Genomic DNA, 15,875 nt, shown 5'->3' with positions numbered 1-15,875 from the left:
GTGACAAAGTCCGACTGCGCCGCTGAGAGGTTCCCCGACTTTAGGTCTTTGCCCAGTTAGTTGAACTCATTGGCAATTTGCTCCGCGCTCGTCAACGAGGTCGCATCCGTAAGACTGCCTGAAATACCTGCCACAGACATAGGTGTGTCCTCCCTGCCTTCAAATGGCCGTTTGTTTGCTGACAGGGCCTCGAAGCTTCTATCGGCCAGTTGCAGGTCCTTATTTAGACCGGCACTCCTTTTTCAAAATCAATGCCTCACAAACTGCACCATGACTTCCGTCCTCTGGCACGTAACGCAACAACGGCAGTTAGAATACGGACATCATGAGAAACTTTCTGATCGTTGCCGCACTGCTGGCCCTTCCTCTTGCCTCTGTTGCTCAAACGGATACGCCTGCTGTCGCGCCGCCACCCGAGTGCGGTGACGCTTTGGCGAAGCCCTTCGATGGTGGTCTTGATCCGCGCATCCAGCCCGACTGCGACTCCACCGCCTTCTACTTCGGCATTGGCCGCGCCAAAGATCCCGTCGCCGCTCGCTCCTGCGCCCTGATCGAGCGCATCCAGCACGTCGATAAAGACGGCAGCCTCTTCACAGGCCCCGGCGTCCTCAGCGTCGTCTACGCCAACGGCGAAGGCGTGCCGCGCGATCTCGACGTCGCCCGCCGCTTCGTCTGCGAAAACAAGCAGGCCAGCGAAGCTGAAATTCTCGCTCGCCTAAAGGTCATCGATAAGATCGCCGCCAATCCGCAGAGCCCGCCGAAGTTTGACCTATGCACCACCGCCACCACCGGCCAGACCTACGGCTGGTGCGCCGCCGTGCTGCTCCGCGTTCATGATGCCCGTCGCTATGACAACCTCGTAGCCTACGTCGACAAGCTCACTCCCGCTGGCCAGGAAGCCTTCAAGGGTCTACAAACTGCCGAGGGTGCCTTCGAGACAGCCCGCTTGAAAAACGAGGTCGATCAAAGCGGCCTCACCGGCTGGGCCCGTCAGTTGCAGGAAGAAGACAAGATTCGCGGCCAGTTCGTCAGCGACTTCACCCTCTTCGCCAAACCCGACTACGCACAGCCCACCACCGCAGCCACCGTCGATGCCCTCGTCGTTAAGAACTACGACATCCTCGCCGGCCCGAAGGGCGAAAGCACCCTGCGCGGCACCACCATCACGCCGGCAGGTGTGCAGGAAACTCAAGCCGCCTGGATCAAGTACCGAGACGAGTGGCGCGCCTTCGAAGCCGTCGTCAACCCACAGCTCTCCGGCGACGCTGTCGTCACTCAGATCGAACGCGAACGCCTCTTTCACCTGCGGCGCCTGATCGAGCCGTAAGGCCAAGAACCACCTGAGCAACGACGATGGCCCACGAGACGTCGCCTTCACGGCTGAATCTCATGGGCCATCGTCGTTTAGGCCTTCGCATCACAGAACTAACGCACGAAGCTCGTCGCTCGCCACGCAGCATTCGTCCAAAGCCGCTCGCGCCCTTCATACTGCGCACTGTATTCCGCAATCGTATCCGCCGTCGCGTCTTCATACTGCGAGTCATAACAAAGCGCCATCCGGCGCTTGCGCTTGATCGCGGCCGCCATATCCGCAGGCGGCTCCGCGGCAAACCACGCCTGAAGCGGAGCACCAGCTGCCAGAGCACCTTCCTGCACCGCCACCTCCACCTTCGCAGGCTCCAGTGCAGAGTAAGGCTGATCCTCATAGAACGCCACCGGCGTCACATTCATATCCGCCGGTAAAGCCAGCTGTCGCACCGTCAGGTGATCGACATGCCCCCCCACACCCAGTGGCAGCACCAATACCGCAGCGCGCGACTGCTCCAGCGCGCGCTTGATCTTCAGCACCACCTTCTCCGTCGGTTCAGGCTCGCGGAAGACCTCATCGACCCCGCAGTGCAGCCGCAACGGCGCATCCTTCAGGTTTAGTTCCGACAACGTCACCCTGCCCCTGCCCGGCAGTCCCTGGTAGAGTTTCACCCACGACTCATCCTCCCGCTTGCGTACCGCCGTCGCAAACGACACACGGTCGTTGCCATGCAGCGAGTCGACATCCGAAAAGGGAGCCTGTTCCGTGCGCGAAAAAACGTTCATCACCTCGACCGCGTGGCCCTGTTCGAGCCACGCGCCGATGGTCAATCCGAGTGCGAGCGCGGCATCATCCCGATGCGGCGAAAGTACAACAATCCTCATAGTTTCAGCTTCCTCGCTCTTACTTCCCGGCCTTACTTCAGAGTACCGAGCATCGGTTGCAAGTGAACCGTAACTCCATCCAGACCAGCCTGATAAGCCACGATCTTCCGCAGCGTCTCATACGGCAGCGCGTTCATCGGCAAAGCATGACCATTGACGAAAAGCGTGGGCGTCTGGTCCACACCTACAGATTTGCCAAGCTCGATCGAAGCCGTCACCACCTGCTTCGTCGCCTCGGTCGCAGCGCACGTCGCAGCCGCAGCTGGATCGCCACCGGCAGCCGTCACCGCGTCGGCCAGCGTCTTGTCCGCCAGCTCCGGTGTCAGAGACGCCTGCTTGTCATACACCGCAGCCGCGTAGGTAAAGAACGCCGCATCGCCCTTCGCCTTGCGCACACACAGGCCTTCGGCAGCTGCGCGGAACGCGAACGGATGCACCTCGGGCAAGGGGAAGTTCTGGTACACAATACGCGCCTGCGGGAAATCCTTCGCCAGGTTCGCCATTGCTCCCTGAGCCTCCTTGCAATGCGGGCACTGCAGATCAGCAAACTCCACCAACAGCAGCTCCTTCCCGGTAGCGCCCTGCGCCGGGCCGTCCGCAGCATCCTGCAACTTCTTGCGAGTCTCCGCAAATGGCTGCGCACCGAAGTCAATCACTTGGTCGGCGATCGCATGCTTGCCGTCGGGAGTCGTAAAGAAGACGGTCGTCTTCGCGCTCGCCTGTCCCGCCTCCGACACAAATACAACCACCTTCGCCACACCCGGCGCCGACGTCTTCAGGATTGCAGCCACCTCCCACTTGCGGTTCTCGTCATAACCCCACATCGACTTCAGAAAAGAGTTAACCTCATCCGCAGTCGGCGAGGGCGCCGTGAAGTTTTTCGGATTGACCGCTGGAAACACGGGAGCTGCCACCTGAGGTGCATTTGCCTGCGGCTTCGGAGTCTCCACTTCACTGGTCTGCGCCATCGCCGCAACCGCACACATCATCGTCAACGCCGCTGCCGGCAACCACTGCTTCATCCTCTTCATTGCATCAACCCTTCTTTTGTTGTGATCGTCCAGTTGTGATCGTTCCGAACTAACGCCTGGCTGCGATCGGGAAACGCCTTCCCATGCCAAACGACTTCCGTGAAACCTTCAGCACAGGCGCCGCCTGCTGCCTCTTGTACTCGCTGATCTCGACCAGCCGAATCACCTTCCGCACCAGCTCCAACTCAACGTCCTGCGACTCCGCAATCTCTTCCGCCGGAACGTACTCTTCGATATAAGCTCTCAAAATCGGATCGAGCACCTCGTACGGCGGCAGCGAGTCCGTGTCCTTCTGCCCCGGCCGCAGCTCAGCCGACGGCGGCTTCGTCAGCGTATCGCTCGGAATCACCTCGCGTTCGCGATTCACATATCGGCTCAGGTCGTAGACCTCGGTCTTATACACATCCGCAATCACCGCCAGCGCGCCCACCATGTCGCCGTACAGTGTGCAATACCCACAAGCCATCTCGCTCTTGTTCCCGGTCGTCAGCACCAGAGCACCCGTCTTATTCGACAACGCCATCAACAGGCTTCCCCGGATCCTCGGCTGCAGGTTCTCCTCTGCCAGCCCGAACGGTGTCCCCTCAAACGCCGGAGCCAGCACTCCCGTGAATTGCGTATAAATCTCGCGGATCGGCAGAATCGAAAACGCGATACCAAGGTTCTTCGCCAGCATCTCCGCATCGCTGACCGAACCAGTCGAAGAAAACTCACTCGGCATCCCCACACCCTGCACGTTCTCCGCTCCGAGTGCCTCGACCGCAATAGCAGCCACCAGCGCCGAGTCGATGCCGCCGCTCAGCCCGACGAGAGCCTTCTTGAAGCCGCACTTGCGCACATAGTCGCGCGTTCCCAGCACCAGCGCCTGCCACGTCAGCGCAATCTCATCCTCTACGGCCACCACGCTCTTCGCCGGTGCCTCTGTATCGATCACCAGCAGGTCTTCCGCAAAGCTCCTCGCCTGGGCCAGCACCGCGCCATCCGGCCCCACCGCCAGCGAGCTGCCATCGAACACCAGGCTGTCATTCGCGCCTACCTGGTTCACCATCACCAGCGTCGCGTTATGCCGCTGAGCCAGCGCACCCAGCATCTTCTGACGGACTTCGACCTTGTCATGCCAGTAAGGCGAAGCAGAGATGTTCAGAATCAGCCGATGCCCGCTCAAGGGCTGCGGCAGTATCGACCACTGCCTCATCAGCTCCTCGATCGGGTCCACCGGATACATCTGCCGCGGCCAGAACATCTTGTCGTTCCAGGCGTCCTCACAGATGGTAACCGCCACTGCGCGCCCCTTCACCACGCACAGCGACTGCTCCGTCGCAGGCTCAAAATATCGCTGCTCATCGAAGACGTCATAGAACGGGAGCAGCATCTTCTGCTGCACCGACTGCACCTCACCGTCGACCAGCATGGCCGCCACGTTGCGCACATGCTTGCCCCGCACCGCCTCGCAGCGCATCACCGATCCGCACAGAATCGCCGGTCGACGCACGCCGCGCGTCAAAGCCGCCACGGCAGCGAGCGTCTCTTCCGCCTGTTTGATAAAAGATTCTTTCTCCAGCAGATCTGCCGGAGGATAACCACACGTCGCAAGCTCAGGAAACATCACCAGATCGACGCCTTGCGCCGCCGCCCGTTCGACAAAAGAAGAGATCAGCGCGAGGTTCCCCGCAAAGTCTCCGACAGTAGGATTGATTTGAGCCAGCGCTATCCGCACACAACCAGTCTATCGGAACTGAGCGGCTTCTACTCCCCACTCCCGTCCCCTACGACCTCTTGTTTAGCTTCCAGTGCCGCTCACAATCACCCCAACCGTACGCAGCATGATCTGCAGATCGAGCAGCAGGCTCCAGTTCTCCACGTACGCCGTATCCAGCGAGATGTACTGATCGAACGAAGGGTTCTGCCGCGCCTGAACCTGCCACAGCCCGGTGATGCCCGGCAGCACATCCAATCGACGAAGATGCGCGATATCGTACTTGGCGACCTCGGAACTCAACGGTGGCCGCGGTCCAACGATGCTCATATCCCCAAGCAGAACGTTGAAGAACTGCGGCAACTCATCGAGCGAAAACTTCCGCAACCACGCACCGGTCGCCGTAATACGTGGATCGTCGGTAATCTTGAACAGGATGCCGTCACGCTCATTGCGGTGTTCGAGCGAAGCCTTTAGCTTGTCCGCCTTGTTCACCATCGTGCGGAACTTGTAGCAGCTGAACGTGCGCCCTTTTCGACCCACGCGCTTGGCCGCATAAAGAATCGGCCCGTCCGATTCCGTCTTGATCAGCAGTGCCACCACCAGCATTACGGGCGAGCAAAGGATCAGCGCGATAAGCGCAAAAATGACATCCATCATGCGCTTCAAAACGAATGCGCCGCGCGGAAAATCTCGCATATGCAGAGGAATCGTCGGAAACTGTCCCACATACTCCACCGGCGCGTTCCACGCCAACCCGTCGTACATATCCGGCACAATGCGCACGTCGATGCCGTTTTCGTGTGCCTCCTCGACGACTGCAACCACCGTTTCTTTCGCCACTGCCGCCGTAAAGTAGATCTCGTCCACAAACAGGGACCGCGCCACCGCAACACAGTTCTCCACATCGCTTACCACCTCGGTCCCGTGTCCGCCACCCTCCACCGAAACGAAACCCTTGAAGCGAAAGCCCATGTACGGCAACGATTGCAAATGCTCACGCAGCGCATCCGCCACGCGGCCTTCGCCTACGATTAGCACATTGCGTACATCGCGCCCATCCAGGAACCGACGTTCCCGCACCTTGCGCCAGACGAAACGGCGCACCATCATCGCGCTCATCGTCAGCACCAGCGTCAGCGCCACCACAATACGTGACACCGCATACGCCCGCATCACATACAACGTACCGCACAGCAGCAGCCCCGCCGTCAGCACCGCTTGCACCGTCATCCGCTGTTCATTCAGGCCGCTGCTGTGATCCGCCGCCCGATATAACCCGTAAACGCGTGCAAACGCGATCAAATACAGGCCAAACAACACCACATACACTACCGAAATCAAAGGCAGGCTCAACCAGAATTGATGATTGAGGAAGCCGTGATACAGCGGAGCAATCCGAGCATGTTGGCGGATCCGAAAGGCGATCAGGCCCGACGCCAGCGCACACACATAATCCAGCACCACCCACAGCAGTACCGTGATCGACAACCGTGCCGAAAGCCCACCGTGTCGCGACGCGGAACCGGCTTTCTGCTGCTGTCCGTCAGGGATAATTTGATTTTGTTCCAAAATATCGGGAATCGTCATGGCCAATCTCGAGAGCAAAACACCGTCTTCCAAACGTACGAGGTCGCGGTAAAGAGTACAGTCGGCGCAACTACTAGCTCGACCATTCTATAACCAGACTGAGTAGGTCCTGCGAACCGTGACCGAAACTCAGCGACGAAACGCCGATCCGCCCGCTTGCCCCCTATCCAAAACGGTCCCAGGCAAAATGAGTTCGTCTAGTGCGAGAAACTCATGCAGCACTGGGTCCTGCGTCGCTCTCATCTCCTCCGTGGTCCCGAAGAATCGCGCTGTGCCTTCATGCAGGAACACCACACGGTCAGCCAGTTTCTCGGCAAAACGCATGTCGTGGGTAACTACAATACTGGTGAGATGCAATTGCGCCTTCAAACGCTGGATCAGGTCGCCTAGAAGGTGTGCCATCAGCGGGTCGACCATCGTCGTCGGCTCGTCATACAGCACCGCCGCCGGCTGGGCTGCCAGTGCCCGCGCGATCGCTACTGATCGCTTCATTCCGGTCGAAAGGTCTGAAGGCAGCGCATTCTCCATCCCCGCTACGCCAACCATCTCCAGCAACCCCTTTACCACCGTCAGTATCTGGTCTTCTTCCATGTTGCCGCGCTCCCGCAGAGGAAACGCAACATTCTCACCCACCGTAATCGAATCGAACAGGGCGCCATTCTGAAACACCATCGTCACCTTGCGGCGCACCTGCTGCATCTCTCGCTCGCTCAGCCCTGCAATGTCCTGCCCGGCTACCCGCACCGTGCCACTGTCCGGCTTCAAAAATCCCATCAAAATCTGTAGCGACACTGACTTACCCACGCCGCTGCGCCCCAGAATGCACAGCGTTTCGCCCGGATTCACAAAGAAGCTCACATCCTTCAACACCACAAAGTCACCAAACGACTTCGACACATGTTCAAACGAGATGTACGGCAGCGTCTCTTCTGCCACCCGCCCCTTAGCGCCATCTTCCACCGTCTCAGGCTCGAAGTTCGCCATCACTCCCTCTTGAAGGAAGTCCTCCACCGCTGGAGCAATGTCTGCGGAGACATCTGCAGTTAGTTCTTCGTTGGCCCCGTCCGTCTTGATCCCGGGCAAATCTTTCCCCCGGTCTTTGAGTTCATTGCTCTCTGGCTCGGCCATATCTAAGTATGTCATCCACCGCACCTACTCGGCAGCCTCCGCCGCTGCTAGCTCCTCAGGCGTATTCACGTTGGCAAAATATCTCACAGCTCCCGGCATCAGCCCCTCTGCGTCCACCACCAGCAGCTTCTCCCCAAATCCTTTGAATATTCTCGTCAACTTCCGGTCCCCGCCATCCAAAGCCTCTCGGAACAGGGACAAACAATCCCGATGCACCAGACATAGAGCCGGATGCCACTCCCCGGAACACTCCATATAACTCGCGCGAACACCCTCGCGGCCCAGAACGAAAGCCATCCACTTCCTCAGTAGTTCCGCAGACATCATCGGCACATCCACCGGCAGCATCAGCACCCACGGTCTCTCCGAGCACTCCAGCGCCGCCTCAATCCCCGCCGCCGGACCCTCCCCCGCTCGCCGCTCCGGTACTATCTCTCCCCACGCCGCAAGATCCTCACGATTGCCGCTGATCGCCACTTTGTCACTTACCGTACATAGCGTCGCCAGCGCAATCTCCACCATCGGTCGCGCGCGGAACGACAGCAGCGCCTTATCGCTTCCCATCCGCGAACTTTTGCCACCTGCCAGCACAAAGCCCTGTACCTGAGAACGCTCGCTCAACTCTGCTCCCGCTACGCCGCGCCGACCTTATCCAGAAACAGAATGATCGACTCGATCCCGCGATGAAAGTTCGCCAGATGAAACTTCTCGTTCGGCGCATGAAGGTTATCATCCGGCAGTCCAAAGCCCATCATCACCGTTGGAATCCCCAGCTCGCGCACAAAGTCCCCCACGATCGGAATCGATCCACCGCCCCGCACGAACACCGTCTCTTTGCCAAAGACCTCGCCCATCGCCGCCTTCGCAGCCGCAATGAACTCATTGTCCGTACTCACCACGATCGGCTCGCCCGAGTGAATCATCCGCACCTCGGCCGTCACGCCTTTCGGCACAATCGACTCCACATACTTCTTGTACTTCTCAAACGTCGCCTCCGGCTTCATCCCCGGCACCAGTCGGAAGCTGATCTTCGCCAGCGCCTTCGCCGGAATCACCGTCTTCGCTCCCGCACCGACAAACCCGCCCGGCATCCCATGCACATCCATCGTTGGCCGCGACCACGTCCGCTCCAGCACGCTGAACTCCGGCTCACCCGTCAGCTCCGTTGAACCCACCTCGGTCTTTCGATAGTGCTCTTCATCGAACGGCAGCGACTTCCACGCCTTCAGTTCGTCAGCCGTCGGCTCCTCAATCCCGTCATAGAAATCCGGAATCGATACATGCCCATCCTCATCCTTCAGCTTGGCAATGATCTGCGCCAGCGCCACAAACGGATTCGGAGCAGCGCCGCCATACATACCGCTATGCAGATCGGTCGCAGCACCACGCACCTCAAGCTCGGTATAGATCATCCCGCGCAGCCCGACACATAACGTCGGCAGCTCCGGCGCGAACATTTCTGTATCCGACACCAACGCCGCATCGGCCTTCAACTGGTCGCCATGCTCGCGCACAAACGCCGCGATGCCCTCACCGCCAACCTCTTCCTCTCCCTCGACAATCACACGCACATTCACCGGCAGCTTGCCCTCTGTCTTCAACAGAGACTCCAGCGCCTTCACATGCATCCACATCTGCCCCTTGTCATCCACCGCGCCACGCGCATAGATGTTGCCATCGCGCTCGGTCGGCTCAAACGGTGGCGACTTCCACTCATCCAGCGGCTCCGCGGGCTGCACGTCATAGTGCCCATAGAGCAACACAGTAGGCTTGCCTTCTGCATGCAACCACTCCGCATACACCAGCGGATGTCCTTTGCGTCCCTGCTTCGCGGCTGAAGGCTCCGTCGACGTCTCGATCAGCCGCACCCCCTCAAGCCCGGCAGCCCGCAGCCCACTCGCCACAAACTCCGCAGCCTTGCGCACATCCTCAACATGCTCAGGAGCCGTCGACACCGACGGAATCCGCAGCAGGTCCTTCAACTCATCCACAAACCGCCCACCATTGGCCTTAGCAAACTCAACTGCACTGCTCATCCCAAACTCTCCCTTGCCACAGTCACTGAAGCACTCTTCCGAGTCGCCGCCCACATGCAGGCAGCCGCCACACAACATGGCACCACCAGCGCACCGATGCCTACAGCATAGCCTCCGCTCGCCTCGCGCATCCACCCCATCCAATACGGCCCCACAAACCCGCCCGCAATCCCGCACATATTCACAAACGCAATCGCCACCGCCGAGGCCTCACCCGGCAGCAGCGTCGTCAGCACCCCCAGCAGCGGCCCCTGCATGGCGTAGTAGCTCAGCATCATCAGCAGCACCCCTGCCACGCCCTGCCACCCCGCAAGATGCGTCCCCGTAATCACAGCACCAATTGCCATCAACCACGCACACGCAATGATGTACGGTCCGCGCTTGCCGCTTCGGTCCGACAGCCACGCATTCCCCAACATCGCCACCGCTCCCAAAACCCCCAGCCCGCCGATCAAGTATCCAACCCGCCCGGCATCCCACCCAAGGCTCTGCCCTAGCACCGTCGGCAATGAGAACGTCAGCGCATACAGCGTGCCCAGCCCGCAGAAGTAGAACACCGCTACCGTCCACACCCGCACACTTCGCAGCACCACACCGAGGCTCCCCGCATGGTGCTCCGACGCCCCGCCATCGTCCTGCTTCACCTCTGCCACCAGCGCCTCACGCTCTTCCGCACTGAGCCACTTCGCCGCAGAAGGATTATCCGGCAATCCCCACAGCATCACCCCCGACAGCAACACCGCAGGCAGAGCCTCCACCAGGAAGATCCACTGCCAGCCACGCAGCCCAAGCTTTCCATCGAGCCCCAGCAAAGCCCCCGCTAGCGCTCCCATAATCGCGCTGCTCAGCGGAAACCCTATATAAAACAAGCTCAGCGCCCGCGCCCTCAATCTGCGCGGAAACCACTGCGACAGAAAGTAAATCGCCCCCGGGAAGTACCCCGCCTCCGCCACCCCCAAAAGCAGACGCAATCCATAAAAGCTGCGCGTCGAGCGCGTAAACATCATCGCCATCGCCACCACGCCCCACGTCAGCATAATGCGCGCCAGCCACCGCCGCGCCCCAAACCTCAGCAGCAGTCGGTTCGAAGGAATCTCGCATGCCGCATAGCTCACAAAGAATAGCCCCGCGCCCAGCCCATACACCTTCGGCGTAAAGTGCAGATCGCGGCTCATCGTATCCGCCGCAAAGCTGATGTTCGCCCGGTCCATATAGGCCACCAGGTAGCACACAGCCAGCAGCGGAATCAGCCGCCACCAAGCTTTGCGCAGGGCACTTTCCAGAACAGGATCATCCGCAACATCGGTAACCGGTGCAGGCATAAGCCTCCCTTGCTATTCAATTGAGCCAGAGCTTGCAGCCTATCCTACACACGATCGATCTTGCGTCTCTCCTGAAGCAGATTTCTAACATCGTTGGTGTTTTGACTTGTCATCCTGAGCGAAGCGAAGGACCTGCTGCTTGCTCGTACCGGAACGACTCATCTATCCCGACTTCCTGCTCACTATTCCCTGCTCCCTATTCCCTACTCCCTACCTTTAGGTCTTCCCCCAGCCACCCACTCCGGCTTGAAGTCGCTGTCCGCAAGCCACCGCACGGGCTCCACCAGGCTCTGAATCGCCGACGTCATGAACGGCACATCCAGATGCGCCAGGTCGTCGCTCGGCTGATGATAGGTCGGCGGCGTGCCCCAGCCCGCAGCCGTATGCGCCACCACTCCCTGCAACGCCAGCGCATAGTTATCGCTGCGCTCGAAGAAGTGCTCCTCCGGATACGGATCAGGCCCCAGCAGCGCGCCATGCGCCTTCAGCGTCGGCCCAAGATTGCTCCGCTCCCATCCCGTCAGCAGCAGCACACCCTTCGGCATCTTGGGGTCCTGGTTGCCGATCATCTCGAACTCCAGGTTCGTCACCAGGTCCTTCAACGGCACCGGCGAGTGCTTTCCAAAGTACGTCGACCCCAACTCGCCCGCCTCTTCGCTGCCATAGCAGACGAACAGCACGCTCCGCTTCAGCTTCGGCCCCGCCGCCAGAGCATGCGCCAGCTCCAGCACAGCCGTCGTACCCGCAGCATCGTCATTCGCTCCGTTGTAGATCGCATCCCCATTCACCGGACGCCCCACGCCCAGATGGTCTAGATGCGCCGTCAGCAGAATCGTCCCGGAGTTCGCATCCGTCCCTTGCAGATATCCAATCGCATTGAACGTCCTGCGCGGCTTCGCGTCGGGAAGCAACTTCACGGCGACACTCACCGTGCTTCCGTCGGTCAGCTTTGCCGCCGCATCGGCGTGGACGAGCACGAACGTCGGTCGTGCCAGCGGCGCGGGGTCATCCGCCAGCCGAATCGGAGTGCGCGTGGTTCCGCCCAGCATGCCCAGCAGGTTCTCGGTCCCCGGCGCCTGCACCAGCAGCACCACCGCAGCACCCTTGCGGCGGAGCCCTCCGTAGGCATTAAGCGCCGCATCCACATCGGCAACTCCGGTCACGAGCACCGCCGCTCCACGCTCCACCTTCGCCGCCGCGATATCCCCCACCGCTACAAGCAGCAGCTTGCCCTCCGCCATCTTCCCTGGCGAGTTCAGTAGATCAAAATCCTTGCCCTCCTGTAACGTCACACCACCTGCCGACACCGTAGCATGGCCATCCAGCATTGGCGCAACGATCTCCGCACCCTGCAGATACCCACTCATCCCCGGCACCATCTTCAGCCCGTACGCCATGAACTCGCTCGCCACGTACGTCGCCGTAATCTCCTCATCGCGCGTCGCGCTCCCGCGCCCCTGCATCACATCGCTCGCCAGAAACTCCTCATGCGCCCGCACCCACTCCGGTTTCACCACCCAGCCCGTCTGCTGCGCCACCGCGCCCAACGCCATCGACCCCGCAAACGCCACCCACACCATCGAACGAACCAACCGCATGCACTGCCTCCGCTTACAAGAATTCACTCCCACATCCTACCTTCAGAGGAGTACGCTAGCTCCCATGCGTCGCCTGATTTCAATAGCCACATTGTTTTTGGCTCCCGCCCTCACCCCCGTCGCCCAGCAGCCTGGTGCCCCCATCACCCCCGAGCAGACCGCCGTCCACACAGACGCCGCCCTCAACCCCGCGCTACCCACCGTCTTCATCGTCGGCGACTCCACCGCCCGCAACAACGCCGACCTCGGCTGGGGCGACCACTTCGCTCCCCTCTTCGACACCTCCCGCATCAACGTCGCGAACCGCGCCATCGCCGGCCGCAGCTCCCGTACGTACATCAACGAAGGTCACTGGAAGAGCGTCCTCGCCGAGATAAAACCCGGCGACTACCTCCTCCTCCAGATGGGCCACAACGACGGCGGCGATCTCGGCGGAGCCAAGCCCCGCGGCGACCTCAAAGGCATCGGCGACGAGACCCAGGACGTGCCGCAAACCACCGGCCCCCTCGCGGGAACCACGGAAACCGTCCACACCTACGGCTGGTACATGCGCAAGATGATCGATGAAGCCAAAGCCAAGGGCGTCACCCCCGCCGTGCTCTCGCTCACCGTCCGCAACATCTGGAAGCCCGACGCCAACGGCACTCCGCAAATCGAGCGCGACATGGGCTACAACGCCTTCATCCAGCAGATCGCCCAGCAGGAGCATGTCCTCTTCATCGACATGGCCCCCATCGCCGCCGACAAGTTCCAGGCCCTCGGCCCCGAAAAAACTGCCTTGCTCTTTCCCAAGGACCACACCCACACCAGCGCCGAAGGCGCGCAGATGAACGCCGAATCCGTCGCGCAGGCCCTCCGCAACGCACACTCTCCCCTCGTCGCCTACCTCAAATGAAGCTGACTGCCCTCTTGCTCCCGTTCGTTTTTGCGACCACGCTGCACGCGCAGAACCAGCTCGTCTTCGACGCGACCCGCGCAGGAGGACCACCCGCTCCCGCCTCCTACACACCGCAGTTCGCCTCTGCCCCCGGAGGCCACACCCTCGGTCTCAACGACCGCTATCTTCTCCGCGACGGCAAACCGTGGCTCCCCGTCATGGGCGAGTTCCACTTCTCCCGCGTGCCCCGCGAGCAGTGGGACGAACAACTCCTGAAGATGAAGTCCGCAGGCGTCGACATCGTCTCCACCTACGTCTTCTGGATTCATCACGAAGAGATCGAAGGCCAGTGGGATTGGTCCGGCGACCGCGACCTCCGCGCCTTCATTCAGGCCTGCGCTCGCCATCATCTCTCCGTCATCGTGCGCGTTGGCCCCTGGGCACACGGCGAAGCCCGGAACGGTGGCCTGCCCGACTGGCTTCTCGCCAAGTCGCCCCACACCCGCCGCGACGACCCCATCTATCTCGCCGCCGTCGACACCTTCTTCGCCCAGATCGCCCACCAGCTCGACGGTCTCTACTTCAAAGATGGTGGCCCCATCGTCGGCATCCAGATCGAAAACGAGTACAGTCAGCGTGGCCCCGGCGCAGGCGAGCACCACCTGCTCACCCTGAAGCACCTCGCCCAACAGCACGGCATGGACGTCCCCTTCTACACCCTCACCGGCTGGGATAACGCCGTCTTCCCGCACGGCGAGTTCGTGCAGGTCTTCGGCGGCTATCCCGACGCCCCCTGGGACGACAGCCTCCACGACCTACCCCCGCAGGAGGTCTACGCCTTCCGCTTCCACACCCGTGTCTCCGCCAACATGGGAGCCATCGGCGCCACCGGCAACACCCCATCACAACCCGCCACCTACGATCTCCCTTTCCTCACAGCCGAGGTCGGTGGCGGCATTGAGGACACCTATCATCGCCGTCCCGTCATCTCCGCAGACGACGTCGCCGCGATGATGCCCGTCCTCCTCGGCTCCGGCGCGAACCTGTACGGCAGCTACATGTTCCAGGGCGGCATCAACCCCGACGGCAAACTCACGACGCTGCAGGAATCGCTGGCAACCCACTACCCCAACGACCTCCCCATCAAGAGCTACGACTTCCAGGCCCCGCTCGGCGAAACCGGCGATGCCCGCCCCTCGCTCGGCAAGCTGCGCCTCATGAACCTCTTCCTAAACGGCTTCGGCGACCAGCTCGCCCCCATGACGGTCGTTGCTCCCAACCTTGAGCCGGCAAGCCCCGCCGACCTCGCCCCCGCACGCGCCGCCGTTCGCTCCAACGGCCACAGCGGCTTCCTCTTCTTCAACAACCACGTCCGCGGCCCCCAGCCAATGCCGGCCCGCCCCGACTTCCAGACCACCATCAAGCTCGGCGCGCAGGAACTCCGCCTCCCCGAGCAGCCCATCACACTCCCCGCAGGCGCCTACGGCATCTGGCCCTTCGGCCTCGACCTCGGCCCCATCCACCTCATCTCCGCCACCGCGCAACTCATCTCCCACACCCACACCACCACCGGCGACGCCTACTTCTTCACCGAAACCCCCGGCGTCCCCGCAAACTTCGTCCTCGGCGAAAACGCCCATCCCAAACGCCTCACGCCTAAGCTATCTCTCAGGCCTTTCTACTCCGCTGGCGGCACACACCTCTACCTCCTCTCGCAGCAACAAGCCGAATCAACGGTCCGCGTCCACGCATCCGACGGCGACCACCTGCTCCTCACCTCCGCCGAAGCCTTCGCCGACGGCACCGACCTCTGGCTCGAATCCAGCCAGCCCGGCTCCTTCGCCACCAGTTTCCTGCCCCCGCTCCTAGTGCCTCGTCACCAGCAACTCAAAGTCCCCGCTACCCCCTCTGCCCTCACCCTCACACAGACCCGTAAACCTCAATCCGCGCCACCCGTTACCTCCATCACCATCCCCGGTCGCCATCCCCGCACTGTGGCCTCCGCGCCAACAGACGCTGCCTTCGCCACCGCAGCCAGCTGGCAAATCCAACTCACTCCGGCGACTCTCGCTGCGATTCGACCCGGCTTACAACCCGGCCTGCACAACCTCACCCTCCACATCAGCTACACCGGCGACGTCGCCCGACTCTCCGCCGACCACCATCTCCTCGACGACAACTTCTACAACGGCACCCCCTGGACCCTCAACCTCGCCCGCTGGCGCAACACCCTCGCCACCCATTCACTCGAGCTCCAGATCATTCCCCTTCGCAAGGACGCCCCCATCTTCCTCGAAGCCCCCTACCGCCCCTCCAATCCGCAACAAATCGACCTCCGCTCCGTCCAACTCAGCAGCCAGTACCTCTTTCACATCGACCTCGCCAAGCCTTAAACTCGTTCCAT

At 61.3% G+C, this 15,875-nt stretch carries 12 protein-coding genes; 3 read left to right on the top strand and 9 right to left on the bottom strand.

The window, feature by feature from the left end; all coding sequences use genetic code 11:
• Positions 1–325: 325 nt before the first annotated feature.
• Positions 326–1,327, top strand: coding sequence for a hypothetical protein (locus OHL14_RS14205; protein WP_263380013.1), 1,002 nt, complete (start codon positions 326–328; stop codon positions 1,325–1,327).
• 98 nt (positions 1,328–1,425) lie between these two features.
• On the opposite strand, the gene OHL14_RS14200 is transcribed toward OHL14_RS14205, so the two are convergent.
• From OHL14_RS14200 to OHL14_RS14160, 9 genes are all read right to left on the bottom strand, one after another.
• Complete coding sequence (locus OHL14_RS14200) at positions 1,426–2,193, bottom strand: PIG-L deacetylase family protein (protein WP_263380012.1); 768 nt, start codon at positions 2,191–2,193, stop codon at positions 1,426–1,428.
• Between the two features lie 32 nt (positions 2,194–2,225).
• A complete protein-coding gene (locus OHL14_RS14195) occupies positions 2,226–3,215 on the bottom strand; it encodes a DsbA family protein (RefSeq protein WP_263380011.1) in 990 nt (329 codons plus the stop codon).
• Positions 3,216–3,273: 58 nt separating this feature from the next.
• Complete coding sequence (locus OHL14_RS14190; RefSeq protein ID WP_263380010.1) at positions 3,274–4,941, bottom strand: NAD+ synthase; 1,668 nt, start codon at positions 4,939–4,941, stop codon at positions 3,274–3,276.
• A 63-nt stretch (positions 4,942–5,004) separates the two neighbouring features.
• A complete protein-coding gene (locus tag OHL14_RS14185) occupies positions 5,005–6,510 on the bottom strand; it encodes a sugar transferase (RefSeq protein WP_263380009.1) in 1,506 nt (501 codons plus the stop codon).
• 129 nt (positions 6,511–6,639) lie between these two features.
• Positions 6,640–7,653 (bottom strand): ABC transporter ATP-binding protein, encoded by a 1,014-nt coding sequence (locus OHL14_RS14180; protein ID WP_263380008.1) that lies wholly within the window; start codon positions 7,651–7,653, stop codon positions 6,640–6,642.
• Positions 7,654–7,662: 9 nt separating this feature from the next.
• Complete coding sequence (mobA, locus tag OHL14_RS14175; RefSeq protein WP_263380007.1) at positions 7,663–8,259, bottom strand: molybdenum cofactor guanylyltransferase; 597 nt, start codon at positions 8,257–8,259, stop codon at positions 7,663–7,665.
• 11 nt (positions 8,260–8,270) lie between these two features.
• Positions 8,271–9,674: a dipeptidase gene (locus tag OHL14_RS14170; RefSeq protein WP_263380006.1), complete on the bottom strand. Its 1,404-nt coding sequence runs from the start codon at positions 9,672–9,674 to the stop codon at positions 8,271–8,273.
• Positions 9,671–10,996, bottom strand: coding sequence for an MFS transporter (locus tag OHL14_RS14165; protein ID WP_263380005.1), 1,326 nt, complete (start codon positions 10,994–10,996; stop codon positions 9,671–9,673). Before OHL14_RS14165 ends, OHL14_RS14170 begins: the two co-directional genes overlap by 4 nt.
• 203 nt (positions 10,997–11,199) lie before the next feature.
• Complete coding sequence (locus tag OHL14_RS14160; protein WP_263380004.1) at positions 11,200–12,594, bottom strand: M28 family peptidase; 1,395 nt, start codon at positions 12,592–12,594, stop codon at positions 11,200–11,202.
• A gap of 64 nt (positions 12,595–12,658) precedes the next feature.
• Between OHL14_RS14160 and OHL14_RS14155 the strand changes: the two genes are divergently transcribed.
• The gene (locus OHL14_RS14155; protein WP_263380003.1) at positions 12,659–13,489 is read left to right on the top strand and encodes a rhamnogalacturonan acetylesterase; all 831 of its coding nucleotides are present in this window, start codon (positions 12,659–12,661) and stop codon (positions 13,487–13,489) included.
• Positions 13,486–15,864 carry a beta-galactosidase gene (locus OHL14_RS14150; protein ID WP_263380002.1) on the top strand — a complete coding sequence of 793 codons (2,379 nt, stop codon included), beginning with the start codon at positions 13,486–13,488 and terminating at the stop codon, positions 15,862–15,864. The genes OHL14_RS14155 and OHL14_RS14150 overlap by 4 nt, the downstream gene beginning before the upstream one ends.
• Positions 15,865–15,875: the final 11 nt, after the last annotated feature.

Source organism: Granulicella paludicola, assembly GCF_025685545.1.
In the GTDB taxonomy this organism is placed as follows: Bacteria; Acidobacteriota; Terriglobia; order Terriglobales; family Acidobacteriaceae; genus Granulicella; species Granulicella paludicola.
This window is presented reverse-complemented; position numbering and strand designations above follow the sequence as displayed.

Bases quoted from the DNA above. Each gene is read 5' to 3' on its own strand.
- OHL14_RS14205 (WP_263380013.1), top strand. From the start codon at position 326: ATGAGAAACTTTCTGATCGTTGCCGCACTGCTGGCCCTTCCTCTTGCC.
- OHL14_RS14200 (WP_263380012.1), bottom strand. From the start codon at position 2,193: ATGAGGATTGTTGTACTTTCGCCGCATCGGGATGATGCCGCGCTCGCA.
- OHL14_RS14195 (WP_263380011.1), bottom strand. From the start codon at position 3,215: ATGAAGCAGTGGTTGCCGGCAGCGGCGTTGACGATGATGTGTGCGGTT.
- OHL14_RS14185 (WP_263380009.1), bottom strand. From the start codon at position 6,510: ATGACGATTCCCGATATTTTGGAACAAAATCAAATTATCCCTGACGGA.
- OHL14_RS14180 (WP_263380008.1), bottom strand. From the start codon at position 7,653: ATGACATACTTAGATATGGCCGAGCCAGAGAGCAATGAACTCAAAGAC.
- OHL14_RS14170 (WP_263380006.1), bottom strand. From the start codon at position 9,674: ATGAGCAGTGCAGTTGAGTTTGCTAAGGCCAATGGTGGGCGGTTTGTG.
- OHL14_RS14165 (WP_263380005.1), bottom strand. From the start codon at position 10,996: ATGCCTGCACCGGTTACCGATGTTGCGGATGATCCTGTTCTGGAAAGT.
- OHL14_RS14160 (WP_263380004.1), bottom strand. From the start codon at position 12,594: ATGCGGTTGGTTCGTTCGATGGTGTGGGTGGCGTTTGCGGGGTCGATG.
- OHL14_RS14155 (WP_263380003.1), top strand. From the start codon at position 12,659: ATGCGTCGCCTGATTTCAATAGCCACATTGTTTTTGGCTCCCGCCCTC.
- OHL14_RS14150 (WP_263380002.1), top strand. From the start codon at position 13,486: ATGAAGCTGACTGCCCTCTTGCTCCCGTTCGTTTTTGCGACCACGCTG.